General features: G+C 42.1%; 34 protein-coding genes, 1 pseudogene and 4 riboswitches. Of the genes and pseudogenes, 8 read left to right on the top strand and 27 right to left on the bottom strand.

The features are described 5' to 3' along the window. Window positions 1-21: 21 nt before the first annotated feature. Window positions 22-183 (bottom strand): annotated as a pseudogene (locus tag EIZ39_RS27765) (hypothetical protein); the annotation flags it as partial. Between the two features lie 114 nt (window positions 184-297). Continuing rightward, a riboswitch (glycine riboswitch) is annotated at window positions 298-391 on the bottom strand. A gap of 2 nt (window positions 392-393) precedes the next feature. Next, a riboswitch (glycine riboswitch) is annotated at window positions 394-498 on the bottom strand. Window positions 499-700: 202 nt separating this feature from the next. Beyond that, window positions 701-802, top strand: a riboswitch (purine riboswitch). Window positions 803-932: 130 nt separating this feature from the next. On the opposite strand from EIZ39_RS27765, the gene EIZ39_RS16785 reads away from it, so the two are divergent. Further along, window positions 933-2,300, top strand: a complete 1,368-nt coding sequence (locus EIZ39_RS16785) for an NCS2 family permease (protein WP_129201191.1) — start codon at window positions 933-935, stop codon at window positions 2,298-2,300. A gap of 176 nt (window positions 2,301-2,476) precedes the next feature. Here EIZ39_RS16785 and EIZ39_RS16780 read toward each other — a convergent pair whose 3' ends face one another. From EIZ39_RS16780 to EIZ39_RS16730, 11 genes are all read right to left on the bottom strand, one after another. Then, complete coding sequence (locus EIZ39_RS16780; protein WP_129201190.1) at window positions 2,477-3,604, bottom strand: M20 family metallopeptidase; 1,128 nt, start codon at window positions 3,602-3,604, stop codon at window positions 2,477-2,479. Between the two features lie 11 nt (window positions 3,605-3,615). Continuing rightward, window positions 3,616-3,894, bottom strand: a complete 279-nt coding sequence (locus tag EIZ39_RS16775) for a EutN/CcmL family microcompartment protein (RefSeq protein WP_129201188.1) — start codon at window positions 3,892-3,894, stop codon at window positions 3,616-3,618. 94 nt (window positions 3,895-3,988) lie between these two features. Further along, window positions 3,989-4,270 carry a BMC domain-containing protein gene (locus EIZ39_RS16770; RefSeq protein ID WP_164985145.1) on the bottom strand — a complete coding sequence of 94 codons (282 nt, stop codon included), beginning with the start codon at window positions 4,268-4,270 and terminating at the stop codon, window positions 3,989-3,991. Between the two features lie 37 nt (window positions 4,271-4,307). Beyond that, complete coding sequence (locus tag EIZ39_RS16765) at window positions 4,308-4,889, bottom strand: cysteine hydrolase family protein (protein ID WP_129201187.1); 582 nt, start codon at window positions 4,887-4,889, stop codon at window positions 4,308-4,310. Between the two features lie 19 nt (window positions 4,890-4,908). After that, window positions 4,909-5,424 carry an ANTAR domain-containing response regulator gene (locus EIZ39_RS16760; protein WP_129201185.1) on the bottom strand — a complete coding sequence of 172 codons (516 nt, stop codon included), beginning with the start codon at window positions 5,422-5,424 and terminating at the stop codon, window positions 4,909-4,911. A 47-nt stretch (window positions 5,425-5,471) separates the two neighbouring features. Beyond that, a complete protein-coding gene (locus EIZ39_RS16755) occupies window positions 5,472-6,032 on the bottom strand; it encodes a cysteine hydrolase family protein (protein ID WP_129201183.1) in 561 nt (186 codons plus the stop codon). A 462-nt stretch (window positions 6,033-6,494) separates the two neighbouring features. Then, window positions 6,495-6,956 carry a hypothetical protein gene (locus EIZ39_RS16750; protein WP_129201181.1) on the bottom strand — a complete coding sequence of 154 codons (462 nt, stop codon included), beginning with the start codon at window positions 6,954-6,956 and terminating at the stop codon, window positions 6,495-6,497. 101 nt (window positions 6,957-7,057) lie between these two features. Then, window positions 7,058-7,480, bottom strand: a complete 423-nt coding sequence (locus EIZ39_RS16745; RefSeq protein WP_129201180.1) for a CoA-binding protein — start codon at window positions 7,478-7,480, stop codon at window positions 7,058-7,060. Window positions 7,481-7,592: 112 nt separating this feature from the next. Continuing rightward, a complete protein-coding gene (locus EIZ39_RS16740; protein WP_129201178.1) occupies window positions 7,593-9,119 on the bottom strand; it encodes an NCS2 family permease in 1,527 nt (508 codons plus the stop codon). Beyond that, window positions 9,116-9,709 (bottom strand): xanthine phosphoribosyltransferase, encoded by a 594-nt coding sequence (locus EIZ39_RS16735; RefSeq protein ID WP_129201177.1) that lies wholly within the window; start codon window positions 9,707-9,709, stop codon window positions 9,116-9,118. Before EIZ39_RS16735 ends, EIZ39_RS16740 begins: the two co-directional genes overlap by 4 nt. Before the next feature lie 110 nt (window positions 9,710-9,819). Next, window positions 9,820-9,921, bottom strand: a riboswitch (purine riboswitch). A gap of 96 nt (window positions 9,922-10,017) precedes the next feature. After that, window positions 10,018-11,508 (bottom strand): leucyl aminopeptidase, encoded by a 1,491-nt coding sequence (locus EIZ39_RS16730; RefSeq protein WP_129201354.1) that lies wholly within the window; start codon window positions 11,506-11,508, stop codon window positions 10,018-10,020. Window positions 11,509-11,684: 176 nt separating this feature from the next. Here EIZ39_RS16730 and EIZ39_RS16725 point away from each other — a divergent pair, with 176 nt between their 5' ends. Next, window positions 11,685-12,167: a divergent PAP2 family protein gene (locus tag EIZ39_RS16725; RefSeq protein ID WP_129201176.1), complete on the top strand. Its 483-nt coding sequence runs from the start codon at window positions 11,685-11,687 to the stop codon at window positions 12,165-12,167. 54 nt (window positions 12,168-12,221) lie between these two features. Here EIZ39_RS16725 and EIZ39_RS16720 read toward each other — a convergent pair whose 3' ends face one another. The 5 genes from EIZ39_RS16720 to EIZ39_RS16705 all read right to left on the bottom strand — a co-directional run bounded on the left by EIZ39_RS16720 (window position 12,222) and on the right by EIZ39_RS16705 (window position 15,380). Next, window positions 12,222-12,815, bottom strand: a complete 594-nt coding sequence (locus tag EIZ39_RS16720) for a 3D domain-containing protein (RefSeq protein WP_240675843.1) — start codon at window positions 12,813-12,815, stop codon at window positions 12,222-12,224. A gap of 367 nt (window positions 12,816-13,182) precedes the next feature. Next, window positions 13,183-13,440: a YuiB family protein gene (locus EIZ39_RS16715; RefSeq protein WP_129201175.1), complete on the bottom strand. Its 258-nt coding sequence runs from the start codon at window positions 13,438-13,440 to the stop codon at window positions 13,183-13,185. A gap of 135 nt (window positions 13,441-13,575) precedes the next feature. Then, window positions 13,576-13,713, bottom strand: a complete 138-nt coding sequence (locus EIZ39_RS26730; protein ID WP_164985144.1) for a YuiA family protein — start codon at window positions 13,711-13,713, stop codon at window positions 13,576-13,578. Between the two features lie 225 nt (window positions 13,714-13,938). Next, entirely contained in the window at window positions 13,939-14,175 is a 237-nt protein-coding gene (locus EIZ39_RS16710; RefSeq protein WP_129201174.1) for a hypothetical protein, read from the bottom strand. Window positions 14,176-14,186: 11 nt separating this feature from the next. After that, window positions 14,187-15,380 carry an NAD(P)/FAD-dependent oxidoreductase gene (locus tag EIZ39_RS16705; protein WP_129201352.1) on the bottom strand — a complete coding sequence of 398 codons (1,194 nt, stop codon included), beginning with the start codon at window positions 15,378-15,380 and terminating at the stop codon, window positions 14,187-14,189. A 454-nt stretch (window positions 15,381-15,834) separates the two neighbouring features. Here EIZ39_RS16705 and EIZ39_RS16700 point away from each other — a divergent pair, with 454 nt between their 5' ends. Together EIZ39_RS16700 and EIZ39_RS16695 are read left to right on the top strand one after the other, a co-directional pair. After that, a complete protein-coding gene (locus EIZ39_RS16700) occupies window positions 15,835-16,830 on the top strand; it encodes an NAD(P)/FAD-dependent oxidoreductase (RefSeq protein ID WP_129201173.1) in 996 nt (331 codons plus the stop codon). 131 nt (window positions 16,831-16,961) lie between these two features. Further along, on the top strand, window positions 16,962-17,147 hold the full coding sequence (locus tag EIZ39_RS16695; protein WP_129201172.1) for a hypothetical protein: 186 nt from the start codon (window positions 16,962-16,964) through the stop codon (window positions 17,145-17,147). Window positions 17,148-17,209: 62 nt separating this feature from the next. Here the strand turns inward: EIZ39_RS16695 and erpA are convergent, their stop codons facing one another. The 3 genes from erpA to EIZ39_RS16680 all read right to left on the bottom strand — a co-directional run bounded on the left by erpA (window position 17,210) and on the right by EIZ39_RS16680 (window position 18,271). Then, on the bottom strand, window positions 17,210-17,566 hold the full coding sequence (gene erpA / locus EIZ39_RS16690; protein ID WP_129201171.1) for an iron-sulfur cluster insertion protein ErpA: 357 nt from the start codon (window positions 17,564-17,566) through the stop codon (window positions 17,210-17,212). A 105-nt stretch (window positions 17,567-17,671) separates the two neighbouring features. Further along, window positions 17,672-17,947: a YuzB family protein gene (locus EIZ39_RS16685; RefSeq protein ID WP_129201170.1), complete on the bottom strand. Its 276-nt coding sequence runs from the start codon at window positions 17,945-17,947 to the stop codon at window positions 17,672-17,674. Between the two features lie 9 nt (window positions 17,948-17,956). Beyond that, a complete protein-coding gene (locus tag EIZ39_RS16680) occupies window positions 17,957-18,271 on the bottom strand; it encodes a DUF1462 family protein (RefSeq protein WP_129201169.1) in 315 nt (104 codons plus the stop codon). A gap of 146 nt (window positions 18,272-18,417) precedes the next feature. On the opposite strand from EIZ39_RS16680, the gene EIZ39_RS16675 reads away from it, so the two are divergent. Next, window positions 18,418-18,648, top strand: coding sequence for a NifU family protein (locus EIZ39_RS16675; RefSeq protein ID WP_129201168.1), 231 nt, complete (start codon window positions 18,418-18,420; stop codon window positions 18,646-18,648). 49 nt (window positions 18,649-18,697) lie between these two features. On the opposite strand, the gene EIZ39_RS16670 is transcribed toward EIZ39_RS16675, so the two are convergent. Next, a complete protein-coding gene (locus EIZ39_RS16670; protein ID WP_164985143.1) occupies window positions 18,698-19,753 on the bottom strand; it encodes a hypothetical protein in 1,056 nt (351 codons plus the stop codon). 38 nt (window positions 19,754-19,791) lie between these two features. Continuing rightward, window positions 19,792-20,274, bottom strand: a complete 483-nt coding sequence (locus EIZ39_RS27565) for an NUDIX domain-containing protein (protein ID WP_164985142.1) — start codon at window positions 20,272-20,274, stop codon at window positions 19,792-19,794. A 55-nt stretch (window positions 20,275-20,329) separates the two neighbouring features. Between EIZ39_RS27565 and EIZ39_RS16660 the strand changes: the two genes are divergently transcribed. Then, window positions 20,330-20,845 (top strand): phosphatidylglycerophosphatase A family protein, encoded by a 516-nt coding sequence (locus tag EIZ39_RS16660; protein ID WP_240675842.1) that lies wholly within the window; start codon window positions 20,330-20,332, stop codon window positions 20,843-20,845. Here EIZ39_RS16660 and EIZ39_RS16655 read toward each other — a convergent pair. From EIZ39_RS16655 to EIZ39_RS16645, 3 genes are all read right to left on the bottom strand, one after another. Continuing rightward, window positions 20,834-21,604, bottom strand: coding sequence for a TIGR01457 family HAD-type hydrolase (locus EIZ39_RS16655; protein WP_129201165.1), 771 nt, complete (start codon window positions 21,602-21,604; stop codon window positions 20,834-20,836). The two genes, EIZ39_RS16660 and EIZ39_RS16655, sit on opposite strands and share 12 nt — an antisense overlap. A gap of 116 nt (window positions 21,605-21,720) precedes the next feature. Continuing rightward, window positions 21,721-22,359, bottom strand: a complete 639-nt coding sequence (locus tag EIZ39_RS16650) for a helix-turn-helix transcriptional regulator (RefSeq protein ID WP_129201164.1) — start codon at window positions 22,357-22,359, stop codon at window positions 21,721-21,723. 162 nt (window positions 22,360-22,521) lie between these two features. Further along, window positions 22,522-22,959 carry a DUF86 domain-containing protein gene (locus tag EIZ39_RS16645; RefSeq protein ID WP_129201163.1) on the bottom strand — a complete coding sequence of 146 codons (438 nt, stop codon included), beginning with the start codon at window positions 22,957-22,959 and terminating at the stop codon, window positions 22,522-22,524. Window positions 22,960-23,251: 292 nt separating this feature from the next. Here EIZ39_RS16645 and EIZ39_RS16640 point away from each other — a divergent pair, with 292 nt between their 5' ends. Then, window positions 23,252-23,521 (top strand): DUF3055 domain-containing protein, encoded by a 270-nt coding sequence (locus EIZ39_RS16640; protein WP_129201162.1) that lies wholly within the window; start codon window positions 23,252-23,254, stop codon window positions 23,519-23,521. 12 nt (window positions 23,522-23,533) lie between these two features. Here EIZ39_RS16640 and EIZ39_RS16635 read toward each other — a convergent pair whose 3' ends face one another. Next, window positions 23,534-23,845: a YutD family protein gene (locus EIZ39_RS16635; protein WP_129201161.1), complete on the bottom strand. Its 312-nt coding sequence runs from the start codon at window positions 23,843-23,845 to the stop codon at window positions 23,534-23,536. A 129-nt stretch (window positions 23,846-23,974) separates the two neighbouring features. On the opposite strand from EIZ39_RS16635, the gene EIZ39_RS16630 reads away from it, so the two are divergent. Then, the gene (locus EIZ39_RS16630) at window positions 23,975-24,733 is read left to right on the top strand and encodes a YhcN/YlaJ family sporulation lipoprotein (RefSeq protein WP_164985141.1); all 759 of its coding nucleotides are present in this window, start codon (window positions 23,975-23,977) and stop codon (window positions 24,731-24,733) included. 37 nt (window positions 24,734-24,770) lie between these two features. Here the strand turns inward: EIZ39_RS16630 and lipA are convergent, their stop codons facing one another. After that, window positions 24,771-25,634: a lipoyl synthase gene (gene lipA / locus EIZ39_RS16625; protein ID WP_129201159.1), complete on the bottom strand. Its 864-nt coding sequence runs from the start codon at window positions 25,632-25,634 to the stop codon at window positions 24,771-24,773. Between the last annotated feature and the right edge of the window lie 26 nt (window positions 25,635-25,660).

Genomic DNA, 25,660 nt, shown 5'->3' with positions numbered 1-25,660 from the left:
ACGCTTATCACTATAAACATACCCCCATCCTAAGGCACCCTTGACACAAGTTTCCCCATGGCTAGAAGGATTGTCAGGATTTCCTTTCACCTTAGAGATGAGGCCTTCTTCTACTTGGACCGTAAGGCCGCATCCCGTTCCGCAAAAGCTACAAATCGTCTCTATTTCCTTTACTTGCTCCATTCTAGAAATCCCCCCATCGAGATGATGAAAAAACAGATTACCTTTTCCTTGTACTGTGTTTGACAGGACTAGAAAAAAGGACAGAGGAAAGGTAGAGCCACCCGCTCTACCCTTCCTCTGTCCTTTTACCTGAGAGCTTTCATCTCTTGACTGGATAATCAAGAGATTCTTCCCCTTGGGTGGCCTTACAATAGACTCTCTCCAGAGGTGCGTCCCACTATGGTACCTCTACCTGAGAGTTTAACCCCAAGGATTTTTGGGACTTGCTCCTTCGGTGCTGAAACCTTAAAGTTCAGTCTCTCCCATAATGTTCATTCGCCACAGCAATATTCAGTTTGTAAATTGTTATTTTCATAATATACATAACCTTCAATAAAGTCAACATACTAACATAGAGTTACCCATAATAAGGTAAGTTTTAGATTTAGCTAGACTTCGGTTATTAAAAACTAATGATTAAAAATAATAAAAATATTCTTGACATTATATTCCAGCCCCTATAAAATGCTAACAGAGGGTGGGTATTTTGCCCTCAACTCGTATAACCACGGCAATATGGGCTGTGGGTCTCTACAGGGAAACCGTAAATTTCCTGGCTACGAGGAAGACATGCCAGACGTGGTATGTTTTCTTCTCGCCAGGATTTTTCATGCCTACAGGAGGTGATGGAAAGCACGCAGACAATTACTGGGGGAAACAATCTTGAGAGTGTCATGGGCCAATTCTAAAAGGGAAAGGGGAATGGACAGATGTCCGTTGATCCACAATTGGAACAAGCCGGCAAGAACCTCCCATCAGAGAACTTATCTAAGCTTGATCGTTTTTTCAAATTAACGGAGCGCGGAACCAACATTCGAACCGAATTTATCGCTGCCATCACCACTTTTATGACGATGAGTTACATCATCTTCGTTAATCCAGCAATACTTGCTGATGCTGGTATTCCGAAGGAAGCGGCTATAGCTGCTACGATCTGGGCCAGCGTGATTGGAACCGTTCTTTTTGCTTTATGGGCGAACATGCCAATTGCCGTAGCTCCCGGTATGGGACTCAATGCCTTCTTTACCTATACCGTTGTCCTTGGCCAAGGGTTAAGCTGGCAGACAGCGTTAGGTGCGGTTTTTATCTCAGGTGTCGTCTTTCTCATTTTGACTCTTACAGGTATCCGTAAGAAACTGGTTGAAGGAGTGCCTGAAGTACTCCGGTCAGCTATCGGTGTTGGTATCGGTCTTTTCATTGCTTTTATAGGTTTAAAGAATGCAGGAATTATCGTACAGAGTGATGCGACTTTTGTCGCCTTAGGCTCTATTACTTCTGCCGGACCACTATTAGCTTTATCAGGGTTCATCTTGGCTGCGGTATTACTCACCCGAAAGGTAAAAGGAGCCTTAGTCATCAGTATCCTCCTAACTACCGTTGCAGCCATGATTGTAGGAGCAGCTCAAACACCAACCGGGCTAGGGGATATCGTATCCTTTACCCTCCCAAGCTTGTCTGAGACCTTTATGCAAATGGATGTCATGGCGGCTATTAGCTATGGGATTATCTCTGTCATCTTCTCCTTTACCATTGTTGAGTTGTTCGACAACTTAGCTACTCTCCTTGGACTCAGCAAGAAAGCAGGTCTAATGGACAAAGACGGAAAGATTAAACACCTTAACCGTGCTCTTACTGCGGATGCCATTGCAACAATGAGCAGCGCTGCCATGGGGTCGACTGCCATGAATGCCTACATTGAGAACGCGACTGGGATTGCTGAAGGAGGACGCACAGGACTAAAAGCCCTTTTCATCTCTGCCTTCTTTTTACTCGCTCTGTTCTTTACCCCTTTAGTTATGCTCATTCCTGGCTTTGCAACTGCCCCAGTATTAGTGTTGGTTGGTGCTCTCATGCTTAATGAGATTGCACATATCCGATTTGATGACTTTACTGACGTCGTTCCTGCCTTCTTAACCATCATTATGATGCCGCTTACATTTAGTATTGCAGAAGGATTAGCCTTTGGATTTATCTCTTATACACTACTGAAAGTATTTACAGGTCGTGCAAAAGAGGTTCAATGGATTGTGTATTGCATCAGCGCTGCCTTCATCATTAATTTCATGTTCCATGGATAAATTTTAAAAGAGGGCGGGGTTACCCCGATAAATACTTATGAACATTACGGAGCAGCCTGGCGTTGCTCCTCTTTTCTTGGTTGAAAACATGGAGACCCTCAAACCTCTAATCCAACCAAATCTGGGCCTCATTTAACCACAATGAGACCCTCAGATATCTATTCAATTTAACCTAATCAAGAGCTGAGAAATCGAGTAGCCAACTCCTTATAAAAAGCAATAGAGCGTAAATAAGCGCTAATATCTACCCATTCATTTGGCTGATGGGCTAATTTTTCATCTCCGGGACCATAGATGAGAGTTGGAATTTTACTATAGGGGTTGAGGACAGATGCATCAGTGTAATAAGAGACACCATAACAATCTTTTTGTCCCTGTCCTTTAATCTGCAGGGCGGTCTGAATGATAGAACTGCTAGAGTCTGTCAGTACAGCCGCACGATCTAACAATTCTCTGCACTCCGCGCGAAATCCGGGTACCTTGCGTTGCCAGTTCTCTAGTTTTGAGCGCAGCTCTGCCACAAGCTCTTTATGAGACTGAGGGGGAACACTGCGAATATCAACATGAAGAAAACATTGATCTGGGATCACATTCGTTTGAATTCCTGCTCCAATCTGTGTGACTGTCATACTGCTTTGTCCTAGAGGATCGCTCTCCATCCTCCATTCCAAATTATAGGACTGAATCAGCTCAATCACTCTCATCATATGCTCAATGGCGTTAATGCCTTGATCAGGCATGGAACCATGCGCCGTTTTACCGAAAGTTTTTATTTCTAGCCAAAGAGCCCCTTTATGACCTATGACTACTTTCTCATGAGTCGGTTCGGCAATTACGATCGCATCAACATCCCGCATCCCGACTGTTTCTTGATAGTTTCGAGCGCCACAACTGTCGACCTCTTCCCCAGCAGTCGCTAGGAAGACGATATCCCCGCCTAACACCTTGCCTTCTTGATGTAGTTCTTCCATGGCTAAAAGCATAGCAGCTAGTCCACTTTTCATGTCTGATGCGCCTCTACCATAAAGGCGGTTATCTACGATTTCTCCGGAATACGGTGGGTAGTCCCATTCTATCTTTCCTGGGGACACGGTATCCATATGCCCACAAAAGAATAGCACCTTTTCCCCTTGCCCCTTTAATCGCACTTCAAAGTTGCTGCGTTGATCATTTAGCTTCAAGATCTTACCTGGCATTCCGATTCTCTCACAGCGCGTTGCTAACACCTTACTTATTTCATGCTCATTCCCAGGGGGATTCGAACTATTCATTCGCAAAAGCTCTTGCAAAAACGCCACTGGCATACCACCGCCTCCTAGTCCTCTGGCTTTTGACTCTCAATATGATCAATGATTCCTACAATAGCAGCATCTACAGGAGCTTCTTTCTGATATATGGCACGTGCCGCCATACTGCCTGAAACATAAATCACCTTCTCCCCTATTCCTGCCCCGACGGTATCTACCGTTACAAGAGGTTGTCCACATAATTTTCCTTCAAGATCAATAGGATGCGTAATAAGCAGTTTCGTTCCTACAAGTCTCTCATCTTTCCTGGTCGCAATCACTCTTCCAATGACTAAACCAATATTCATGAGCCACACGTTCCTCTCCGAAAGGTAACAATAGAAAAAATAAAGTTAGAAATTGTACTTGCCCATTTCTAACTCAATCCGTTCTTTATTATGGTTATACGTTCATCTTAGAAAGAATTGCTCTCTCCACTTCACTATGGGGACGTGGAATAACATGAACGGAGACTAACTCCCCGACGCGTTTAGCTGCCTCAGCCCCAGCATCAATCGCTGCTTTAACAGCGCCTACATCCCCTTTTACCAAGACGGTAACAAGCCCATACCCAATCTTCTCATAACCACAAATCTCTACATTTGCTGCCTTAACCATTGCATCTGCGGCTTCAATAGCGCCTACTAGTCCCTTGGTCTCGACCATCCCCAATGCTTCCCCCATTATCGCATCCTCCCGCAACTAAAATGGCATGCTGCCACTAAGCAGAATCCCTGTTCTCAAACTTACTCTCAGCTTCCAACATATACTCTTCCGTACTCATGACCACCCCAAACAATGACATATCCCGAAGTCCGGCCTCGTGCATGTTCTCGGTTTGGGACGCTGTTCCATCACTTAGGCAAATGACATTATATCCTCTGTAAAGTGCATCTGACGCTGTACTTCTCACACAAACATTCGTCCATACCCCTGTCAGGACGACCGTATCAATTTTCTCTTCACGGAGGAATAAATCTAAATCCGTATAAGAGAAGCCACTATGGCGACGTTTCTGCACCACATAATCTCCTTTATCTTCCTCGGGTTCGAGTTCCTTAATAAACTGTGAACCCCATGTACCCTTTATGGCATGAACAGGCCTTACTCTGAAATCAGCGTCATTCTTGCGATGGGCCTCTTGAATATGTACAACCTGGATGCCCTTATCATGCGCAAAATCAATCATCTTGCGGATGTTAGGCACAATTTCCTCCCCCGCTTCACAACGCAATGCTGCATTAGGTCCAATAAAATCATTTAACATATCAATGACAAGTACCGCATGTTTGTTTCCTTTCATTCCGTCTGCCTCCTTTTTCTTATTCCTCGTGAAGAAGAATGAGATCCGCAATTTCTCTTAGACTCTTTTGCTCACGCATCGCTTTACTTCGCATCTTACGGTATGCTTCCTCTTCTGAAGTCCGATGTCGCTTCATGAGGACGAATTTAGCCTTTTCTATAATTCTGCGATCCTGTAACTTCGCATTCAGCTTCTGGTTTTCTTTCATAAGCTGTTCTCGTTCCTTTTTTCTAGCCCAACAAACTTCAACAACACCCTTAAGCAAATAGCCTGTACAGGAGGCGTCAATAATGCCGCTGCAAGTGTAAAGGTCAACCACCTTAATGGTTTCTTCAGCCATCTGTTCTGTATACAGGATGGGATAGTTAAATTTAGATGGAAACTCTTCTAATACCTTTTGATCTACTATAGAAATGTGACTGACATTTTGTTCAGCGTTCAAATTGTCTACGACCCGATAACCGAGCGTCTTCAGCTCCTTGCCAAGTTCCTCATGGAATTGCTGCTCAGATAGACAAAGATTGATCTGTATCATTCGATCGCCTCTACCCTATTTTTTATTTCTTTTTTCTTTTTTTCTGTTTATCTTTCAGTCTCGGTCATTCCTACAAATTCATGAAAAGTACAAATGGTTGCGAACATCCCAATATCTTGCAACCCCGATTGATGAAGTTCTTCTGATTGAGAAAAACAGCAATCACTTAAAACAGTGACTTGATAGGCTTGGTAAAAAGCATCTGAAGCTGTACTTCGTATAGAAACATGAGTCATGCCGCCTACCAACACGACTTCTTCAATTTTTTCCTCTCGTAGAAAAAGATCCAGGTCCGTGTAAGAGAAAGCACTATGTCTCCTCTTTAATATATGGTAGTCTTCTTCCTCCTGATCAGCCTTTAACTCATCCGCGAGTTCTGCTCCCCAACTTCCTGATATCGCATGAAGCGGCCGCAGCAAAAATTCAGCATCATTCTTCCGATGAGAATCATGAACATAGATCACTTGCTGTTGTGTTTCGTGAAAATAAGCCACGCTTTCTTTTATCTTTCGTGTTACCATCTTACCTGAAGGACAAAAAAGAGGCCCCTCCGAATTCTTCACAAAGTCATTGATTACATCAATCACGATTAACGCCTTTTTCCCCATAGGATCACCACGCTCTTGTACAGTGTACTGTTGGTTACACGAGCTAAAACCACAAGCCTAATATTTCGTCTACACAGATTCTGACAGGACAAAAAAACGCCATGCAACAGCCTTGCCTTCCGTAACAAAAATTCAGGATGGTAGCCATTGCATAGCGCCCTTGCCATGCTGCTTCATAAATTGTGAAAAAAACCATTCTCACCGCTAGGTCAGCATCCTTGCCTCCCTCAAGTGTTACTTAGGTTCATTCTACCATCCTTTTCTTCTGTGTGTCAATTTATATTATTTTATATATTTAATCTTATCAAAATATTAAAATTAATATACCAAGGATATTTGGGTGGGCGCTTCTCTAGTAAATGTACGCTGATGAGGATAAATTCATTCGTCTATCTTCTACAAACAAATGAAAAATTCCTGACTATGAAAGATATCTCTACCCATTCATAGTCAGGAGATTTGCTAACTCGTCTCTTCCATATTACTAATTAAATAACTCTCACTATTTTTCTTAGTGACAGTAACTAAATATTTAATATGAGATTCAGCCGATGCATTTGTTTCCTCACTTGCAATCGTTCGAGTAGATTCTAGGGTATAGAAAAGATCGTTCCCTTCTCGTTTAACGAAAGTGATCGTAGGCTCTGTTCCTGTTACTGTCGATTTCGAATCGAGTATAAATTGTTCCATCCCCGCCCTCATCTCATGATATTGTGCAGCAAACTCTGGTGTCAAAAACTGATCTCCCTGGGTAAAGGTAGCTGGGTCGCTGTAAGTGATAGAGGATTGCGATTGTTCAAACTGCCTAACAACTTCTTGAGCTAAAGTCTTATCAGCTTCAGCTTCTTCAGCATTCTGAGTAGCACAAGCTGTGGTAAACAAACATAGAAGAGTGAACATAATGGAGAATAACTTTCGTGGCATGAGGCCCCTCCTTAACAACTTAGATTCCCATTATCTAAGTTTACCCTGCAGAGGAAAATTAAAACTCCACCTCCGAAGTGGAAGTGGAGACGGCTACCTTGTTATTTTCGCACTAATATCGCGTGATCCACTTTAATACATTGATCCATCACAACCTTCATCCCGTGCTTTTCACAGTACTCTGCTGCCTCTTCATTATAGATTCCCTGTTGAAGCCAGAACACCTTAGCTTTTCCGTACTTGACTGCCTCTTCCGCTACAGGCATGATCTGTTCACTTCTTCGAAAAACATTAATAATATCTACAGGCTCTTCAATTTCTGTTAAGGAGGCTACTGCTTTCTCCCCTAGCACTTCCTTAACTGTAGGATTAACGGGGATAATTTTATATCCTTTCGCTTGCATGGCTTGCGTGACCATGTAGCTTGTCTTGTCAGGGTTATCAGACAAACCGACAACTGCAATCGTTTTCGCTTGTTCTAAGATTTCTTTACGCTCTTCATTGCTTGGATTTTGAAATGGCATAAACCAAAGCCCTCCTTGTTTTGTACTCTACTATTATGTTCGGCACGCTAACAGGAAAATCCTACCTATTTTTTACACAAAAAACGCCCCTTAAAGGAGCGTTTTTTCTAAATTACGAGGCTTTCTTCACTTGGTCACTGTTTTGTCCTGAAACAGAAGCTTCCGCACGATAAGTAAACGTATAGTATACAAAGAATAACCCCATAATGATGTAGCCAAGAGCAAAATCATTAGCTGCTCCAATTGCAAGCGAAGGAGCATGCATTAAACCTACATAGGATAATAGCGCACCAATCATCGAGAATATCGCAGCTTGCTTGAAATCACGGTCAATGATAAAGACGGTAATCGCACCAAGAATAATTCCCGTAAACATCGCACCTTGACCCAATGGAACAATCCCAGTCGATATTCCTTCAACGACTTCTCCTGCTTTCCCATTGAAACGGGTCATCAAGTAGTTGGAAACGTAAGGCAGCATGGAAATGGCAACAGCTGGGAAGTACTTGGTTTCATTTGATTGAAACGCAGTAGACACCATCGATACTCCCACAAACACAAGAATCGGAGCAACCACTGCAACCGGAATAATGGCAGACATGGCAGCAATCAATCCAAACATCGCAGCAACAACATAAACAATTCCATTAAGGATACTATATCCTCGCCCTGCTCCCATCCACTTCGAACCAATCGATGCAATATACACCGTCGTTGGGAATGGTCCACCGAATACAGCTCCTAGCATCGTACCTACACCATCAACCGCTTGACATTCTTTAACATCGTAGCGATCACCTGTAACCGCAACAGCTTCCACATTGTTCATCGTCTCAATCGCATTATAAATGGTAATTGGCAGTAGCACGGCAAAAAGACCAATCATTGCTCCAAACAAGTAGGTAAATCCATCAACAAACTCAAGTGTTGGTAAAATAGGATAGAAACCTACATGAGAAAGTCCTTCTGTTACCTTCGCTGTATCTACTTGTCCTAATACATAAGCAAGTACCGTACCGATAATAATGGCAAACAAAGAAGCAGGAATCTTGAACGGAAGGGCTACTTTTCCAACAATACCTAGAATGATAATAGCTAAAACTAACAGACCGACTACCGGTAATTCAAACGTTTTAAATAGCATCTCACCTGCAATAAAAGTGACCGCAACCCCTGCTAGAGCACCAAGCATAGCCGCGCGAGGCAAGTGATCACGAATCCAGTTCCCAGAAAAGCTAACAACAGCTTCAATAAGTCCACTTAAGAAACAAGCCGCAAGACCAATTTTCCAAGCCATCTCCGGATCTCCGGTTAGCGTCTTAGCTGGAAGCAATACACCAAACAGGAAGATAAACATAACAGGAGTACTAATTCCATAGGATAACGCTGTGACATCTGTTCGTTTTTCCTTCTGGGCCAAACGGTTGGCCATATAAGCATAATAGAGGTTACCTACTAATACAGCAACCGCTGCACCCGGAAGCACCTTTCCAAATACGATACTGGCTGGAAATCCCATCCCTAACATACTAACGGCAATCACCACAAAATTGGCTAGGTTATTCTGAAATAGGGCAAAAAAAGCATCTGTGTCTTCTTTTTTATACCATGGGTAATGTACGCTGGACTTTTGACTCATTTCACTAGTTCCTCCTCCATAAATTCTACTTTCCCTTTTTGCATGCCTTTAATTCGAGCTAGCGAATGAACATCATAACCGGCTTCCTTCAATTTCTCGGCCCCTGCTTGGAATGACTTCTCAATCACAATACCAATTCCCGCAACACTCGCTCCCGACTGCTCTACCACGGAAGCCAAACCTAGAGCAGCCTCCCCGTGAGCTAGGAAATCATCAATGACCAGCACATGGTCATCAGACGATAAAAAACGCTTCGATACGGTAATGTCATTGCTCTCTTGTTTTGTAAAGGAGTAAACTTTTGCCACAAATATATCATTAGACATCGTTAAAGACTTTTTCTTCCTTGCGAATACTAGTGGTACCCCTAGTTCCAGCGCTGTAGTCAAGCCAATAGCGATTCCTGAGGATTCAATGGTAAGGACTCTCGTTATTTTCTTTCCTTTGTTATTAAAATACCTCGCAAATTCTTTACCCATCTCAGCCATTAATACCGGATCGATCTGATGGTTAAGAAAGGAGTCTACCTTCAAAACTTCTTCAGAAAGGGCTATTCCTTCATTTATAATCTTCTCTTTTAGTAATTGCACCTGCTGTCCCTCCATGTTTTCCCCAAAATAATAAAAGCCCGAAATGATTAGTCTCCCAACAAGTGAAAGACCATCATTCCGGGCTGTACTTCATAGAAATATGAATAAGCCAAAAAAGATCCATCACTCGTAGTCAGTCCATTTACGGTGGACCGGTAGAAACTTGCAAGCCATATCCCTGCGATTATACGAGCTAATATTCATTTATGGACTCATTATAACGGATGAAACGAAAAAAATAAAGCCCGTAATCACAAAAATCACGAACTTTATTTCGTTAAAATGCCTGAACATTCGTTTATTCGGCGTTATTCAGCCCTTCCTGCTGCCAAAAGGGCTAACGTTCGGACCATAGCCCCTGTTCCACCTGTCGGAGAGTAATCCGTTTCTTTTTCTGCCCATGAAGTACCTGCAATATCTAAGTGAACCCAAGGTGTTTCTTCAGCGAAAGCCCCTACGAATAGACCCGCTGTAATACTCCCTGCATACCTTCCACCCGTGTTCTTCAAGTCTGCTACTTTACTCTTAATTTGCTCCTTATAAGGGTCGAATGCTGGCAATCTCCAAACCGCTTCCCCTGCTTCGGCTGCTGCCTCCATGACTTCTTCTACAAATTCTTCATTATTCGTAACCACGCCTGTCGTGCAGGTTCCAAGGGCAACTAGTACCGCTCCCGTTAGCGTAGCGATATCAACAATATAATTCGCTCCCATTTTCTTGGCGTAAGTCACGCCATCTGCCAATATCAAACGACCTTCTGCGTCCGTATTGAGAATCTCAACTGTTTTTCCGCTCATCGTTGTGATCACATCACCCGGCTTAAGGGCTGTACCCGATGGCATATTCTCTGCACAAGGAATGACAGCTAGCACATTTACTTCCGGTTTTAAACGACCAAGAGCTTCAAGGCTTCCAATAACAGCCGCTGCTCCCCCCATGTCCCCGATCATCTCTTCCATTCCTTCACGAGGCTTGAGTGAAATGCCACCTGTATCAAAGCTTATCCCCTTCCCGACAAATCCAAGGACATCGTCCCAGGTCTGGCGACCTTTGTACTTAATCGCAACTAACTTCGGAGGCTCTGCGCTGCCTTGAGCTACCCCTAATAACCCACCCATCCCATATTTCAACATATCTTCCCGCTCGAGGACTTCGTACTCCATCCCGTATTGCTTGGCTACATCAACAGCCGCTTCCGCTATACCTGTCGGAGTCAATAAGTTACCTGGTGTATTCACTAGCTCTCTAGCCAAATTCGTCCCAGCAGCCAAAGCTTCTCCAATCATACGTCCCTGTTCCACCTCTGCCAAATCACCTTCTTGGCTAACAAGAGAAATGGTTCCTACCTGATGAAAGTCTCTCTCTTCTTGAGCGAATCCTTTATAGCGGTATCCGCCCAACATAGCTCCTTCCACGATGGCATGAGCTCCTTCCCCAGAACTCACCTCACCCACAACGAGACTGTCTAAGGCAAACGCTACATGAACACATTCACTCTTTATAGCCGCTCTAATCGAGCGAGCTGCCACAGCACGCAAGGTTTCATATGTTACCTGTTCACCCAAGCCTACGAAAAGTACTCGTTTGCAATTCATCTTACCAAATGTATAATGCATGAAGGTATCTTTCTTCTTACCAGACAAGTCCCCTTCAGCTAAAAGGCTGGCTAACTGCCCTTCTAGCATCTGATCTAGCTGAACCAACACACCCTTAGGTTGTTTTAAACCTTGTTTTACACCGACAACAAGACAATCGGCTGTAAGTTCGTTCCACTTATTTGTCGATACTTTAACTTGCATCAAAAAAACACCTCCATTAACTTCAAAACCTTGAATTCTTATATCTTACCAATACTTGATAAGCTTGTACAACAATGGATACAATTGAGATAATGGAAATGCCACAAATACCTTTATTAACGAGCTAAGTTATATTACCATGGTAGTATGGATCGGAAAGAGAAAGGAAGAACCTCATGTCACTATTGCAAAACTATCCTTTATGGGCTTCCCTCGCAGGAATCACTCTAGCACAGGCCATTAAGATTCCCCTTCACTTCTTTACTCACCGTACATGGAAGTGGGGATTGTTATTTAGCACAGGAGGTATGCCCAGTTCCCATTCTGCGGCCGTAACAGCTCTCGCTACAGCTGTCGGGATGACTGAAGGATTTGGGTCAACCTATTTCGCCATCGCTACCATCTTCGCCGTTATTATCATGTTTGATGCAGCTGGCGTCCGTCGCCACGCAGGTGAACACGCAGCATTGCTGAATATCCTGTTGGATGACTTTCACCTTATTAAGGAAGAACTAAAACTTTTCCGTACAGGTGCTCAACAAGAGAAACGAGAAAAACTAAAAGAGCTGCTCGGCCATAAGCCCATTGAAGTCCTCATTGGAGGAGCACTTGGGATCTTAATTGCTCTCGGGATCGGCTATATTGTGGAATTTAATTAAAAGAAAACTAGGGGACAAGGTTATTCCTTGCCCCCTAGTTAATGGACTTTTTTATTATCTCGACATCGCTTGTACAATACTCTTGGTATTTAAATCCTGGATGATCGCATCATTAACAAATCCTTCGCCTTGCTTCACTACGTATACATCAATGGACTTTTTCCCCCATTGACTATAGACTTCCTCTGTGGTATCAAAGTACAAATCAATCTTATTCCCCTTAATGGCAGAACCAATATCTGCAACTACTCCATATCCATAACCTGGAATGTATAGAATAGTTCCTAGAGGAAACACATCTAGGTCTGCAGCAATCGTAGAATATTCATCTCGAACCACTTTGGCTCCGGAATATGTAATACCATATTGGGGGTGCCCTACGTCTTTTCCTGTCGATTCAATCCCTGCTGTATAACCTGTGGCAACTACATTCATTTTTTTAAAATGACCGAGCAAATCATGGGGACTTGTCTCTAATTTTTCCTCTTGAGGAGGAGTCTCTTCCAGCTGAGCCGGCTGCTCAGCCAAGGACAAGGATTGCTTCGACTCCTGCTGCTGTGGCATAGGCTGTGGTTCATTTAACAGAAACGTTGCAGTAACCAAAAATAAAACCGTAGTTACGATGTAAGTGGTATGGACAAGTTTCACTTTTATTCACCTTCTTATTTAATTCCTCTCCGTATTCACATCGTCCCCAGAACGATAGAGAAATATACAGATAGGATGAGAAGGTGACCAAACAACTTGGAAAAATGAGTGAATTGGGTGGTGAATGAACCGGAGAAATTTCCGCTATTTTTCTCAAACAGGTAAAAACGCCTTATATAACAGGAGAATTTCCGCCTACCTGCCTTAATATGCCCATAGATTAGCATTTCTAGCTCGACAACGGAAAATACTCCGCTTATTTAGAGCCCAAATGACCAATTTCCCCAATTAACGGAGAAAACTCCGCTTATTCCATCAGCCGGCATCCTGCACATAAAAAAAGACGCCTCATTAGCGTCTCTGAAAATTAGAACATTCGGTAACCCTTCGCTCTAAGAAATCGTATAGTTACACCACTTAGGATGGCACCAGCCAATCCGGATGTAAGGATAATATAGTCAACAGGAAGCAATCTCCCCATGCTTATTAACAAGTAAACGATCAATAAGGAATACATAACTAATGGAAGCCATGTGGTCTTAATCAACATGTTGAGTATAAAACCAATCCCAAAGGCCAGAACAAGAAAAAGCGGGACTGAAATAATCAATTGCAAAAGATTCACTTACTACACCTCCTTGTACACTTCATTCCTCAGTTTACTGAAATTAAGGAGCTCGGTCAACTACTTGCCAAGAGGTTTTCTCCAAACAAAAAAAGAAAGGAGGATCATTAAGACACTCCTTTCTCGAGTATATCATTAGCTTCGTACTTCTTCGCGATCCTCTTCTTGCCTTTTCTCATTACCAGTACCTAGACAAGATGGGCAGGTCTCGGACCCTCCAAGTACAAGTTGAAAATATCCAACACCCACACAATACGGACAATGGTTAGTCATAAGAGCTGCCTCACTTTCTTTTTTCAGACTATTTTAACAAATATTACAAGTATATCAAGCGTCGGATCGCTTCTTCAGCACGGATGAAATCGTAAACATCACCAGCGATCTTTAGTATTCTTTATTCTTCGCTTCATTAATATATTAATCCAATATTTGTGCAATTATATAATTAAAAAGCAAAACGAGCAACTCTATTCACCCAGAATTGCTCGCCCTCGCCTTTTATTCTTCGTTTTTCTGCTCAATAAAGTCCTGTGTAAGACGGTCACGCTCTTTGCTTCCTTCCTTCAAGCGTTCAATGGCAGGAAGAATTAAAAGATCGACTTCTCTTTGTACGAAATAAGCTAAATCATATCGATTCTCGGTTTCGAGAAATTTGCCTACTTCGAATAAATTTTCATATCGTTCAAGCTCTTCTTTCGTTAACTTTGAACGAACTTGAATACTAGCATGGCGCATGTATATTCCACCTAGAACTTAGATTTCTTTAGTACAAGCCCTACACCACCGAGCATGTAGAGGTAGCGATGGTCAATTACTTTCTTCATTAATGCTGCAGTATTTCCGTAGATCTTCTTGTTTCCTACGATTCCAATCGCTTCTCCTTTACCAAGTGAAGCTACTGTACCTTTTAGTTCTGGTACGAACTTCTTCATTTCCCCTGCACCGCGAACTGTTACTACCAAGTTAGCAGCCAAGGTTTCCCCTTGTTGGATCGCGATCTGAGCTGTTGGAGGGTACGGACGTCCGTTCTCTTCATTAAAGATAAGAGCTCCGTCACCTACGATAAACACATTGTCATGACCAGGTGCACGCAGATATTCGTCTACCTTCACACGACCGCGCATCACTTCAAAGCCAGACTTCTCGATAATGGAATTACCGCGAACTCCACCTGTCCACACGATGGTACCCGCTTTAATCTCTTCGCCATCTGCTAAGATAACGCCATCTGGGTTACATTCCTTGATTGGGGTATTGATCTTAAAGGTTACCCCTTTATCGCGCAGAATGTTCATAGCATATTCTACTAATTCCGGATCAAATCCAGGCAGAGCCGTTGGAGCAGCTTCGATATTGTAGATCTTTACGAACGAAGGGTCTACATCAAACTCCTTGCACAATTCTGGAATACGGTCCGCTAACTCTCCAACAAACTCGATTCCTGTGAAACCAGCACCACCGACAATAAAGTTTAAGTAATCTTTGCGAGATGGTTCATTACGGTACTTAGAGAACATATACTCAATATGCTCTTTAATCATACGAACACTGTTAATGCTTCGGATGCTGAATGCATGTTCCTTCAAGCCTTGTATACCGAATGTCTCTGGCTCACTTCCAAGTCCGATCACCAAATAGTCGTAATCTAAAGTAGTGCCATCTTGAAGCGTAACTTTTCTTTCCTCAGACTGAATACTCTCAACTGTTCCTTGAACAAAATTGACCTTGTTTTTATCAATAACCGTGTCAATTTCAATGCGGCAATTATCATGATGTAGGGTTCCAGCTGCCGGCTCATGCAGCCAGGTTGTAAGGTAATGATAGTTGTGCTTGTTCACTAATGTAACTTGAGCTTCATTGTAGTTTAACAGCTTTTGCAGTTTAACCGCAGTCATGAGTCCGCCGTACCCTGCACCTAGAATAACGATCTTCGTATTCATCTCATCACATCCATTTATCATGATAATTTGACTTTCTACTCCTGCTTGAAGGGCAGGATAAGGAAACTTGCAACGTCTAGCTAGCTAAATTTTCTAGCTTTTTCACTTATTTTCTCCTACAGAAAAACACTAAGTCCCGTTAGGTTTTTCCTTGGTTGCATAGCTTATCTTTGTTTGAGAATTATTTCACAAATTGTTCACATTTATATTGTAAAATGAAATGGTAAATTTGACAAGTGAAATTTTGCACAAAGCTCGTGAATTTCTATACAAAATTTTAAGGTTAACAATACCACTGTGTCAATATAAAATAATTCGTGTTTTCACCTGGAATGAGAAATTCATCTTTCCTAATATTGGGCGTAAGTTTATAATAAGATAAATTGGGAGCCTGTATTTTCTTCCTTGGAGTGATGCTGCATAAGTAATAACAATAAGTGGAGGTGCCTGAACTATGAGTCTTTATCGTGATGAAAAAGTGTACGATTTAACGATTGTAGGTGGTGGTCCTGCCGGTTTATTTACTGCTTTCTATGGCGGAATGCGCCAATGCAGCGTTAAAATAATCGAAAGCATGCCCCAACTCGGTGGCCAGCTCTCCGCGTTATATCCAGAGAAGTACATCTACGATGTGGCTGGCTTTCCTAAAGTACGTGCACAAGAATTAGTAGATGCGCTAAAGGAACAAGCCATGCAATTTGAACCTACCCTATCCCTTGAAGAGCAAGTTCAGAATGTTGAAAAACAGGATGATAAGTTCGAAATTACCACAGATAAAGGTGTCCACTTCTCTAGAGCTATTATTGTTACGGCAGGGGTCGGTGCGTTTGCACCCAGAAGATTAGACCATCCCAAATCCGCTCACTTTGAAGAAAAGAATCTCCACTACTTTGTAACCGACTTAAATATGTTTTCCGGGCAACGTGTAGCTGTATTTGGTGGTGGAGACTCCGCGGTTGACTGGGCGTTAATGCTTGAGCCTATCGCGAAGGAAGTACACCTCATACACCGTCGTGATAAGTTTCGTGCTCATGAACATAGCGTAGAAAATCTTATGAACTCTAAAGTTAACGTTCTGACCCCTTACGAGCTTACGGACCTCGTAGGGAATGAGAAGGTTGAAAAGGTAGCTATTCAAAACAGTAAAACACAAGAGAGTATGGTTCTTGATGTAGATGCTGTTATCGTAAATTTTGGATTTATCTCCTCATTAGGACCTATTAAGAATTGGGGATTAGAATTTGAAAAAGGAAGCATTGTTGTAAACTCTAAGATGGAGACGAATATCCCAGGGATCTATGCTGCTGGTGATATCGCAACCTACCCAGGGAAAGTGAAATTGATTGCTGTAGGCTTCGGTGAAGCTCCAACCGCCGTAAACAATGCTAAATCTTATATTGACCCAGAAGCGAAAGTTCAACCGGGCCATAGCAGCTCGATGAATCTGTAATTGCATAACATAAAGAAGGGCTATCCCACTTGCAGAGGGTTAGCCCTTTCGTTATTTCATACATAATCACTACGTAATTAACGCAAATTAATATAAAATAAAAACCGAAAGATTTGGAGGGCTTTCTCCTCATGTCTAGAACAACAATTAACATTCTCTACATTGCATTCCTTGTGGTCATGACTCTCATCCTGCCCCTCCTCCTTCTCTGGGGAACGGGAGGCTCTCTAGAAGGGATTATCGCTGCCGTACTTTCCTTCGGGACAATGGCTTCTTACCTAGTCTATACACTCATTCTGGGAGCTAGAAACTCTTAAAGAATGGAAAAGAAAAAAACCTGTTTCAACAGGTTTTTTTCTTGTAACGTAATGGAATTTACTTAATCACACTTTTCTGGATTTCCTTCGTTCGTAGCGGTCTTGAAGCTGGTTCCGCATCCGCAAGTGGCAACAGCGTTCGGGTTATCAATCGTAAAACCGCCGCCTACCATAGATTCTTTATAATCAATTCTTGTTCCGTTTAGAACCTTTAGACTGTCTGCATCCACAACAACTTTAATACCTTGAAGTTCAAACTCTTGGTCTGTTTCTTTTTGTTCTTCATCAAATCCCATACCATAAGTAAGTCCGCTGCATCCGCCACCTTGAACACCCACGCGTAGGAATAAATTCGGGTTTTCTTGGGCTTGTAACAGCTCTCGAATCTTACTGCCCGCACTTTCCGTAATCTCTAACATTACTTTCCCTCCCTTAGTGTTCTACGTCTGTATTCAAAAGTATACAAGTATTTAAGTGATTCCTCAAGGTTACAACTATCTCAAGAACTTGCGTTCCCTTTGCATTTAAAATCCCAGCTCTCTCCATTGCTTATCTTCCTCTTGCTTTTTCTTTACAAAATTCCTAATATTATTTAATAACTCTTCAGGTGTTTCGCCAGCCACAATCATACCTTCTACCATCGCAAAGGGTTCTAGATAGCATTGACCACAATTCCCTAAGCACCCATATTCGATGACTTCTGCGTCTTCTAAGTCCCCAGGGTTTTTGAGTAATTGATCTTTAACCTGTTCCGAACCAGTGTTTAAATTAGCCCGACAGAACTCAATCATAATCGACATTCATTTCACCTATTCTATTCTAGGAATCCCCAACTCATCCAATTTTTTATAGATCACTTTAAGATCAGGATTGCCTTCAGTAATAACATTCCCCTTTATCACCACAACAGGATACCATAAATCTTCTTCCAAAACCCTCGTGGAAAATTCTTTTTCCTCGTCACTTGATGGTTGGTGGATATCCACATACCGTACTTTAATGGCCTCTTTATCATATACCCTGTTCAGAGCAGCTTCTAACCAGCTTGCTGTTTCTCTAGAAGAAGGGGCATTCAAGCAGCTCGCACATAGTTCTTCCGCTCCATAAACGATAATCTCGACCACATAAACAACCCCTTATCAAGTCATTTCTCTTATTTTATAATAATATCATGGGTTGATCCAATTCATGTACAGGTAAATGTGCTCGAACTCATGGATTTATCCTCAGAAGGATATTATAATAAAGGAACAGAAAGGAGTTGTTAATCATGTCTGATCTTAATGCACAAGTTCAAGAAGTTCTAGATAAACTACGTCCATTCCTACAACGTGACGGTGGAGACTGCGAATTAGTGGATATCGAAGATGGTGTTGTTAAGCTTCGATTGATGGGAGCATGCGGTAGTTGCCCTAGTTCTACCATCACACTAAAAGCAGGTATCGAACGTGCACTAACCGAAGAAATTCCTGAGATCAAAGAAGTTCAACAGGTTTTCTAATTTCCTAGGTTACAGTAAAGGCTAATCCCCATTTCCCTGTGGATTAGCCTTATTTTTTTATTTTAACTTGGAAAGCTTGCTCCATTAATTCCGGAAACTTGTTAATTAATGTTTCATTCCGTTCCCATTCCTCTTGTTCTACCTCTTCGTTCTTATCGTGATGATCTGGACTCCCGGGTTCGAACCCAGGAAATAAAGGAGAGAATAAAGAAGCTAGGGGAGAGGGACGATAGTAAATCCTGTTTATTTTATTTAATGCCTCAGTAGGCATGAGAAACATGGCATACATAATATAGTATTCCTGAGGAAGGAGAGGAGCAACTCTCTGATACCCATAGAGAAAGGAATAAATTTGTTGTGGATTCCATCCAAATTCTAATACATCCGCTTGAATAAATTGTCCAATGTCCCTTACTCTTGTATCTTCCATCCATAAGAAAGGATCTACATAGAGAATATTTTCATGAGAAGAAACGATAAATTGTTGATGTCCAAAGCGCTCATGACTGATTTTTCCTACCGCTTGACAGTTTGTACATACTTCTGCATAGTTAGCCTGTTGCAAGTAGGAAAGAGCACTCTGACACCTCTGAAGCAGAGGCTCGAAGTTTTGAACTAAATAGGAGTCCATAGGATGTGCTCCCGGCCTGCCTACTCTTCCATAGGCTACCCTTTGGTATTGATATAAATTCCTTATTTTATTAGACCAGTCTTGCTCCCACGTACCTAGTTCTCTTGATGAAGCATGCTCATGAGTGATATATCTACTCATGAGATGAAATTGTGCAAGTGACTCTCCAAGGGACGTATAGTCGATCCATTCCGATTCCTCGGCTGGCCATCTCATAAGGTAGTAAGAGGCTCCATCAAGTTCTACAATCCAATTGCCTTCCGCACTAGGCAAGATCGGAAGTGTCATCCCTGTTCGCTCCATTACTCGGTACGCATCTCTTACAAGGCTCTCTTTTCTCTTATATGAATCATTTATCGGAACAAGGATAACCGGACCCCGATTGGTATCCATCCATAATCCCTTTGCAGTATATTGATAACGATAGACATTAAAATTGTAACTCCGCTTTACTTTTTCCATCCAGTCCTTCATGGCTAAAGTTCATGCTCCCGTTCAGGTTTTACCTTATTCTATGTTGTAGCGCCTGGATAAGTGCCTAGCCTCTCTTGGATCTGCTTCATCACGCCATCTTTCATAAAAGGACTAAACTTGTCTTGATACGTATCTACTTGTATAGGATATAAGGCAGAATCGACGGTCTCATATCCCTGAGGACGCTGGTTGCTCCACTCCAAGACCTGGGCAAGGAAAATGGCCTTCTTAAAGATTATCCCTGTACCCTCTACTTTGTACTGGCCTAATTGTTTTACGATGACGATTTCTGCTCCTGTTTCCTCCCACACCTCTCTAACCGCTGCTTGCTCTGCTGTTTCCCCTTTCTCCACTTTCCCACCAGGCAATTCCCAACCTCGCTCAGGGTGACAGGTAAACAGTAATTTTCCTTGATATATTGGCACAATCAGCACATGGTCAGGATGACTGGCGAATAATTCAGGAGAAAATGTGAGATAAATATTTTGACCTAAAGAATCTTGAAAGACGTAATCGTTCATACTGTAACTCCCCTTAATTAATCTTAAGCTCTTATATGAGGAAGGAGAATAAACCGTGTCACCCATTATCGTTGTTAATGATGAAGTCGTCGAAAAGAAAACCCGAGAACTACTTGAATTAAGAGGCGTAACAATAGATGACCTAGTAGAGCTTGTTATGTTCTTACAGAAGGACTATTTCCCCGATTTATCCCGCGAGATCTGTGTTGAAAATATTGAAAGAGTACTAGCAAAACGGGAAGTTCAAAACGCCATTCTTACCGGTATCCAACTAGATATGCTAGCTGAGCAGCGTCAATTAATGGAGCCTTTGCAAAGCATCGTTTTTAACGACGAAGGCTTGTACGGTGTGGATGAAATTGTAGCCTTGTCCATCGTAAATGTCTATGGTAGCATCGGTTTCACAAATTATGGTTATATCGATAAAGTGAAACCTGGTATTTTGAAAAAATTAAACGATAAAAATGACCATCAAAATCATACTTTTCTAGACGATATTGTAGGAGCCATTGCCGCTGCGGCTTCTAGTCGCTTGGCCCATAGTAAAGGCCATTCAAAATCAAAAGCGTAAAGTCCACTCTTTTAAGTGGTCAACCGCATAGGTAGGCTTAATGGCTTGAAGCTCTAAATCTTCAGGCCGAGTAATTCCAGTGTAAACTAAAAGGGTATCCACCTGGGCTTGAACACCTGCAGCGATATCGGTCTGTAAATTATCGCCTACCAACAGTACATTTTCAGCATTTACCCCAAGCTTTTCGAGTGCCAAATGAACAAATAAGGATTCCGGTTTTCCTATATATTGGGGTTCTTTCCCACATGCCACACTAATCGCAGCTGTGAGTGCACCATTACCAGGAACTAACCCTCTTTCTGTAGGAATGGCCCTGTCACTATTCGTAGAAAGAAAATGAGCACCACCCTGGATGGCCAAAGAAGCTTTGGCCATCTTTTCATAGGTAATCTCTCGGTCAATCCCAACTACCACCACCTCTGGCTGCTCCTCCGCGAGTTCACAGCCTTCTTGCTGTAAAGCCTCGATCAACCCTGCCTCCCCAATAGCGTAAACCCTATGGGAGCTTAGAGTTGAAGATATATAATGAGCAGCAGCCATACTGGTCGTATAGACGTGTTCTGGACCACAAGTGATCCCCATAAGACCCAGTTTATGGGCAACCCGCTGAGGAGTCAAAGACGAATTATTCGTTAGAAAAAGAAATGGAATTCCTTGTTCATTTAACCACTGAATAAACCCCGGCGCTTCTTCAATTACCTGGTTTCCTCGATACATGGTCCCATCTAGATCAATCAAATAAGCACTATAGGCTTTCATATGGCTGTTCCCCTTTCAACTTGTCCGAATATATCTTTAACTATAGTATACATCATACCATTTTTTTCAAAGACCAAGAAAAAAGAACAACCGCTCTGTATGATTGGCTGTTCCTTTTAGGATTCTGAATTCTTGATCACATAGACACACTTATCTTCGCCTTGGGCTATACATTCATTCTGTTCTACTTCTGTTTCTAATACTTTCTTAAAAAGGCTTAGTTCACAATCGCAGGCATGATTGTATTCTTTCGCTACTTGAGAAATAGGACAATTAAATTCTTTAAAAATAAAATCTCCTGTTTCGGGGTCCTTCTCAATCTCAACCATGTAACCCTTTTCGTTCTGTATAACAGCTAACTGTTTTACCTTTTTTTCTAACGTATCACCTTTTATTTGCTTCTTATACTTATCTGATAATCTTTGCTCTCTTCTCTGGAACAAGGACCTAATCTTCTCTTCCCCTTCAACATCTTCAATATCCTGAAGGAAATCAAGGGCAAAGTCAGAATAATGCCGGGGGAACATCTGCTCAGATTCTTCCGATAGAGAATAGACATTCGTCGGTCGCCCCATGGATTGTCTGACCATTTTGGATTCGATAAGATGATCTCGCTCGAGTGTACTTAGATGGCGGCGGACAGCCATCTCTGTAATTTGCAGCTGGACGGCCATTTCACTGACGGTAAGGGAGCCATGAAGCTTAAGCATATGGAGAATTTCATTTCGTGTAGAAGAATTCTTTGCTTTAGACATATACGTACTCACCGCCTTTCTCTTATTATCATATTCTACTCGATTTTATTAGATAAGTAAATTTTTATACAATTTTATATAAAAAATACCTAAATAGGATTATGACAGGCTTTGATGACAAAAAGTAAACCCAAAAGCTTAGGGCTTTTGGGTCAAATTCTTTTACCATAATTCTTTCTTTAAATAGCTTCGAATGAGAGAGGTATAAGTGGTCATGACATTCGAATGCTCTGCATAAACATCATAAAGTCTCTCATGAATGGACACAGTGTAATTTTGCACGAGATCCTTGCGCAAAAGAACAATATCCTTAAATGCAACTGCTTGTTCTGTCGTATAAACGCCTTCGTCTTCCATGATGTCTACAATATCCTCATAGCTTCCTGGATCACGCATAATAAACCCATCAATTAAAAAGTTCCCGACATCTGTCATTCCTTCAATAAATAAATGGACGATCCTTTCGGCAGCGAAGACTGCGATAGAGTCACCTAATAATTCTTGTTTACCGGACTGCATAATCGCCTGTAACGAAGGCAGTAGCGAATGGTCTATGTATGTTAAGATTTCCTCAATTCTTTGTGTGTTCACATTATACATGAGATATCGACCTACTTTTTCTTTTTCCTTAGTTTAGCTGAAATAATCGTAATTGCAAACGTTAATACAAGGGCAAGTAAAATGACGGCTACATGTCCTGAATTCTCATCCACCCTAAAGGTTCACCTCTCCTACTTATTCTTTCCTACAGTATACCCAGCCACTCCCCGCGGTTCAAGCCCTATCCCCCTCTAGATTGGATGTAGGTAGAGACGGTGTGTTATGCTAAGAATACAACATGGGGTTCTTATGTTAAAATGGAACACAAAGATCCAGGAGGAGGGTGAAACATATGAGTAATGAGACCTTTTTTCTCTATGACCATAAAGAGGACACAAAAACACGATTCGTTAGCTTTATGGGTGAGAGCAATCGCTATGATTTAGCTATTACCATCACCAATAATTTCTATGGAAAGAAGATGGTTGTTAATCTGCAAACCAATCGTGCGGCTATCATTGGCCAGGATGATCTGAAGGAAGAAGGATACATCGAGCATGCCTTTGCTGTGTCAGAAGAGGAAGCTGAAGAACTGCTCGAGTTTTTATATACCATTATCTAAAAGAAGAGCAACCTACTCTATAGGTTGCTCTTCTTTTGATTCACCTTGTTTATCTTTTGATTTTTTCAATACAAAATAAGGGCAACCAAAATTGCAGTACTCTTGTATATACTCATCTAAGAAACTAATTCGATTATCAAATGAGGATTTAGGATATTGGTCCTCGAAGAACCCCTTCAGCCGTAGCTGACCATACCCCCAGTCTCCTACGATATAATCAAACTTATTTAATATGTCGCTATATCGGCTCTTGAACGCCTCCGGATTCCATCCATTACGATGGTCTTCCAGCAATTCAAAGGACAATCCTTGAATGCGTATCACGCTCTATTTCCTCCCATGTTAACCATATTATCTAAGAATATATATTACCACACTTTCCTGTAATCCACACTCTCTTTCCTGCAATGGATTCAATGAATTAGGGTTACTCTAATGACAGGAGGTGTTTATATGACAAAGTGGAAATCATGGTTAGCTATCACGGCCCTGTCCTTGAGTGTTATTGGTTGTGCTCCAGCTGCGGATGACGCGCGGGATACGAATTATCACGGGGCAGGAGTAACAGGATATGGAAACAACTTGGCAACTGATGATAACATCGGTTTAACGCGAAATAGAGCTGATCGCGGTACTCCTCTAGCTAACGCTAATGTAAATGACCAAGGAAACTTTGGAACCCTCTTTAATCATTCCATCTATAAGGATGGAACAACAGGCATGAACCGCAACGGTAAAAAAGATTATGGGTATGCTACTTATAACAAAAGAGATGTTACTGTGCAACAAAATGGAACCTTCCACATCGACCGAGATGTTTTAGCTCGAGCTGTTGGTTCTGTTGTATCCGCGATTCCAGGAGTAGATCAATCTACCGTCTTAGTTACGGATGAGGATATCTTTATTGGGTGTCCTGGTGTAACAGATGAAGATACGCTGAATCGTGCCAAGCTTTCTGCTTGGGGAATGACTCCTCGTTGGTATGACATCTATATTTCCGGGGATGAAAACGTCATTGACCAAGTCAACACATTAGTCAATCGTACTGGCAGCAACACGATTAACAATGATCAACTCGAAGCTGTGCTCAAGACTCGAACGAAAGACATGACAGGAATGAATGTCACGAATAATAACCAGAATATTGACGATTACAACTTAAATCAAACGTATCCGAACACGAATTCAACCCATCGTATGACAAACCAATAGAAAAAATCAAGCGCAGGGAAGCATCCCTGCGCTTTTTTTACACATGTCCTGCTGCTTGTCCCTGCTCGTGAGCGTGATACGAGCTTCGAACAAGAGGACCGGATTCTACGTGATCAAATCCCATCTTCATTCCTTCCTCTTTTAAGAAAGCAAACTCATCTGGGTGCCAATACTTCTGTACAGTAAGATGTTTTTTGCTTGGTTGAAGGTATTGTCCGATTGTGACGATATTAACGTCATGGGAACGAAGATCTCTCATAGTTTGGAGTATTTCCTCCATTGTTTCCCCTACTCCAATCATTATACTGGACTTGGTCGGGATTCCGGGAGCCAAATCTTTAGAAATCTTGAGAAGTTCTAATGATCTTGCGTACTTCGCCTTGGAACGAACACGGTCAGATAATCGTTCTACCGTCTCAATATTGTGGTTGAGAATGTTAGGCTTTGCTTCCAGAACCGTCCGCAAAGCGTCCCAGTTCCCTTGGAAATCAGGGATCAAAACTTCTACACTACAGAGAGGGAGTCTCTTGCGGATCGCATGAATGGTTGCAGCAAATATGGATGCGCCCCCATCCTTTAGGTCATCCCTTGCCACAGCGGTTACCACCGCATATTTAAGCATCATCTGCTCCGCTGCTTCAGCAACCTTCTCTGGTTCAGCCAAGTCTAATTCTGTCGGTAGGCCAGTAGTCACCGCACAAAAACGACAGGCCCTCGTACAGATGCTTCCATTTATCATAAACGTTGCTGTTCGGTTCGACCAACATTCATATAAGTTTGGGCACTTCGCTTCTTCACACACGGTATGAAGAGTTTTGCCTCGCATCATTTTCTTCAATTCTTTAAAGTTTTTATCCGTATTTAACTTTATCTTTAACCATTCGGGCTTACGCTGGTTCATTCAATCAATCACTCCCATCTTATCCC

Source organism: Ammoniphilus sp. CFH 90114 (assembly GCF_004123195.1).
Classification (GTDB): Bacteria; Bacillota; Bacilli; order Aneurinibacillales; family RAOX-1; genus YIM-78166.
Note: the sequence above shows the minus strand (reverse complement) of the source record. Positions and strands in the feature narration are given on the sequence as shown.

Excerpts from the sequence above, each read along its gene's own strand:
- erpA (WP_129201171.1), bottom strand. The coding sequence starts at position 17,566 with ATGTTAGAGATTACGGAAAGTGCGGGCAGTAAGATTCGAGAGCTGTTA.
- EIZ39_RS16765 (WP_129201187.1), bottom strand. The coding sequence starts at position 4,889 with ATGAAAGGAAACAAACATGCGGTACTTGTCATTGATATGTTAAATGAT.
- lipA (WP_129201159.1), bottom strand. The coding sequence starts at position 25,634 with ATGAACCAGCGTAAGCCCGAATGGTTAAAGATAAAGTTAAATACGGAT.
- EIZ39_RS16755 (WP_129201183.1), bottom strand. The coding sequence starts at position 6,032 with ATGGGGAAAAAGGCGTTAATCGTGATTGATGTAATCAATGACTTTGTG.
- EIZ39_RS16750 (WP_129201181.1), bottom strand. The coding sequence starts at position 6,956 with ATGCCACGAAAGTTATTCTCCATTATGTTCACTCTTCTATGTTTGTTT.
- EIZ39_RS16685 (WP_129201170.1), bottom strand. The coding sequence starts at position 17,947 with ATGTCGATTATGATTGAGTTCTGTCGGGCTAATTTAAACACTGGTTCG.
- EIZ39_RS16695 (WP_129201172.1), top strand. The coding sequence starts at position 16,962 with ATGTCTAGAACAACAATTAACATTCTCTACATTGCATTCCTTGTGGTC.
- EIZ39_RS16785 (WP_129201191.1), top strand. The coding sequence starts at position 933 with ATGTCCGTTGATCCACAATTGGAACAAGCCGGCAAGAACCTCCCATCA.
- EIZ39_RS26730 (WP_164985144.1), bottom strand. The coding sequence starts at position 13,713 with ATGACTAACCATTGTCCGTATTGTGTGGGTGTTGGATATTTTCAACTT.
- EIZ39_RS16655 (WP_129201165.1), bottom strand. The coding sequence starts at position 21,604 with ATGAAAGCCTATAGTGCTTATTTGATTGATCTAGATGGGACCATGTAT.
- EIZ39_RS16630 (WP_164985141.1), top strand. The coding sequence starts at position 23,975 with ATGACAAAGTGGAAATCATGGTTAGCTATCACGGCCCTGTCCTTGAGT.
- EIZ39_RS16650 (WP_129201164.1), bottom strand. The coding sequence starts at position 22,359 with ATGTCTAAAGCAAAGAATTCTTCTACACGAAATGAAATTCTCCATATG.
- EIZ39_RS16700 (WP_129201173.1), top strand. The coding sequence starts at position 15,835 with ATGAGTCTTTATCGTGATGAAAAAGTGTACGATTTAACGATTGTAGGT.
- EIZ39_RS16670 (WP_164985143.1), bottom strand. The coding sequence starts at position 19,753 with ATGAAGGACTGGATGGAAAAAGTAAAGCGGAGTTACAATTTTAATGTC.
- EIZ39_RS16760 (WP_129201185.1), bottom strand. The coding sequence starts at position 5,424 with ATGATACAGATCAATCTTTGTCTATCTGAGCAGCAATTCCATGAGGAA.
- EIZ39_RS16725 (WP_129201176.1), top strand. The coding sequence starts at position 11,685 with ATGTCACTATTGCAAAACTATCCTTTATGGGCTTCCCTCGCAGGAATC.
- EIZ39_RS16730 (WP_129201354.1), bottom strand. The coding sequence starts at position 11,508 with ATGCAAGTTAAAGTATCGACAAATAAGTGGAACGAACTTACAGCCGAT.
- EIZ39_RS16775 (WP_129201188.1), bottom strand. The coding sequence starts at position 3,894 with ATGAATATTGGTTTAGTCATTGGAAGAGTGATTGCGACCAGGAAAGAT.
- EIZ39_RS16640 (WP_129201162.1), top strand. The coding sequence starts at position 23,252 with ATGAGTAATGAGACCTTTTTTCTCTATGACCATAAAGAGGACACAAAA.
- EIZ39_RS16780 (WP_129201190.1), bottom strand. The coding sequence starts at position 3,604 with ATGCCAGTGGCGTTTTTGCAAGAGCTTTTGCGAATGAATAGTTCGAAT.
- EIZ39_RS16710 (WP_129201174.1), bottom strand. The coding sequence starts at position 14,175 with ATGCGCCATGCTAGTATTCAAGTTCGTTCAAAGTTAACGAAAGAAGAG.
- EIZ39_RS16770 (WP_164985145.1), bottom strand. The coding sequence starts at position 4,270 with ATGGGGGAAGCATTGGGGATGGTCGAGACCAAGGGACTAGTAGGCGCT.
- EIZ39_RS16645 (WP_129201163.1), bottom strand. The coding sequence starts at position 22,959 with ATGTATAATGTGAACACACAAAGAATTGAGGAAATCTTAACATACATA.
- EIZ39_RS16705 (WP_129201352.1), bottom strand. The coding sequence starts at position 15,380 with ATGAATACGAAGATCGTTATTCTAGGTGCAGGGTACGGCGGACTCATG.
- EIZ39_RS16745 (WP_129201180.1), bottom strand. The coding sequence starts at position 7,480 with ATGCCATTTCAAAATCCAAGCAATGAAGAGCGTAAAGAAATCTTAGAA.
- EIZ39_RS16740 (WP_129201178.1), bottom strand. The coding sequence starts at position 9,119 with ATGAGTCAAAAGTCCAGCGTACATTACCCATGGTATAAAAAAGAAGAC.
- EIZ39_RS16675 (WP_129201168.1), top strand. The coding sequence starts at position 18,418 with ATGTCTGATCTTAATGCACAAGTTCAAGAAGTTCTAGATAAACTACGT.
- EIZ39_RS27565 (WP_164985142.1), bottom strand. The coding sequence starts at position 20,274 with ATGAACGATTACGTCTTTCAAGATTCTTTAGGTCAAAATATTTATCTC.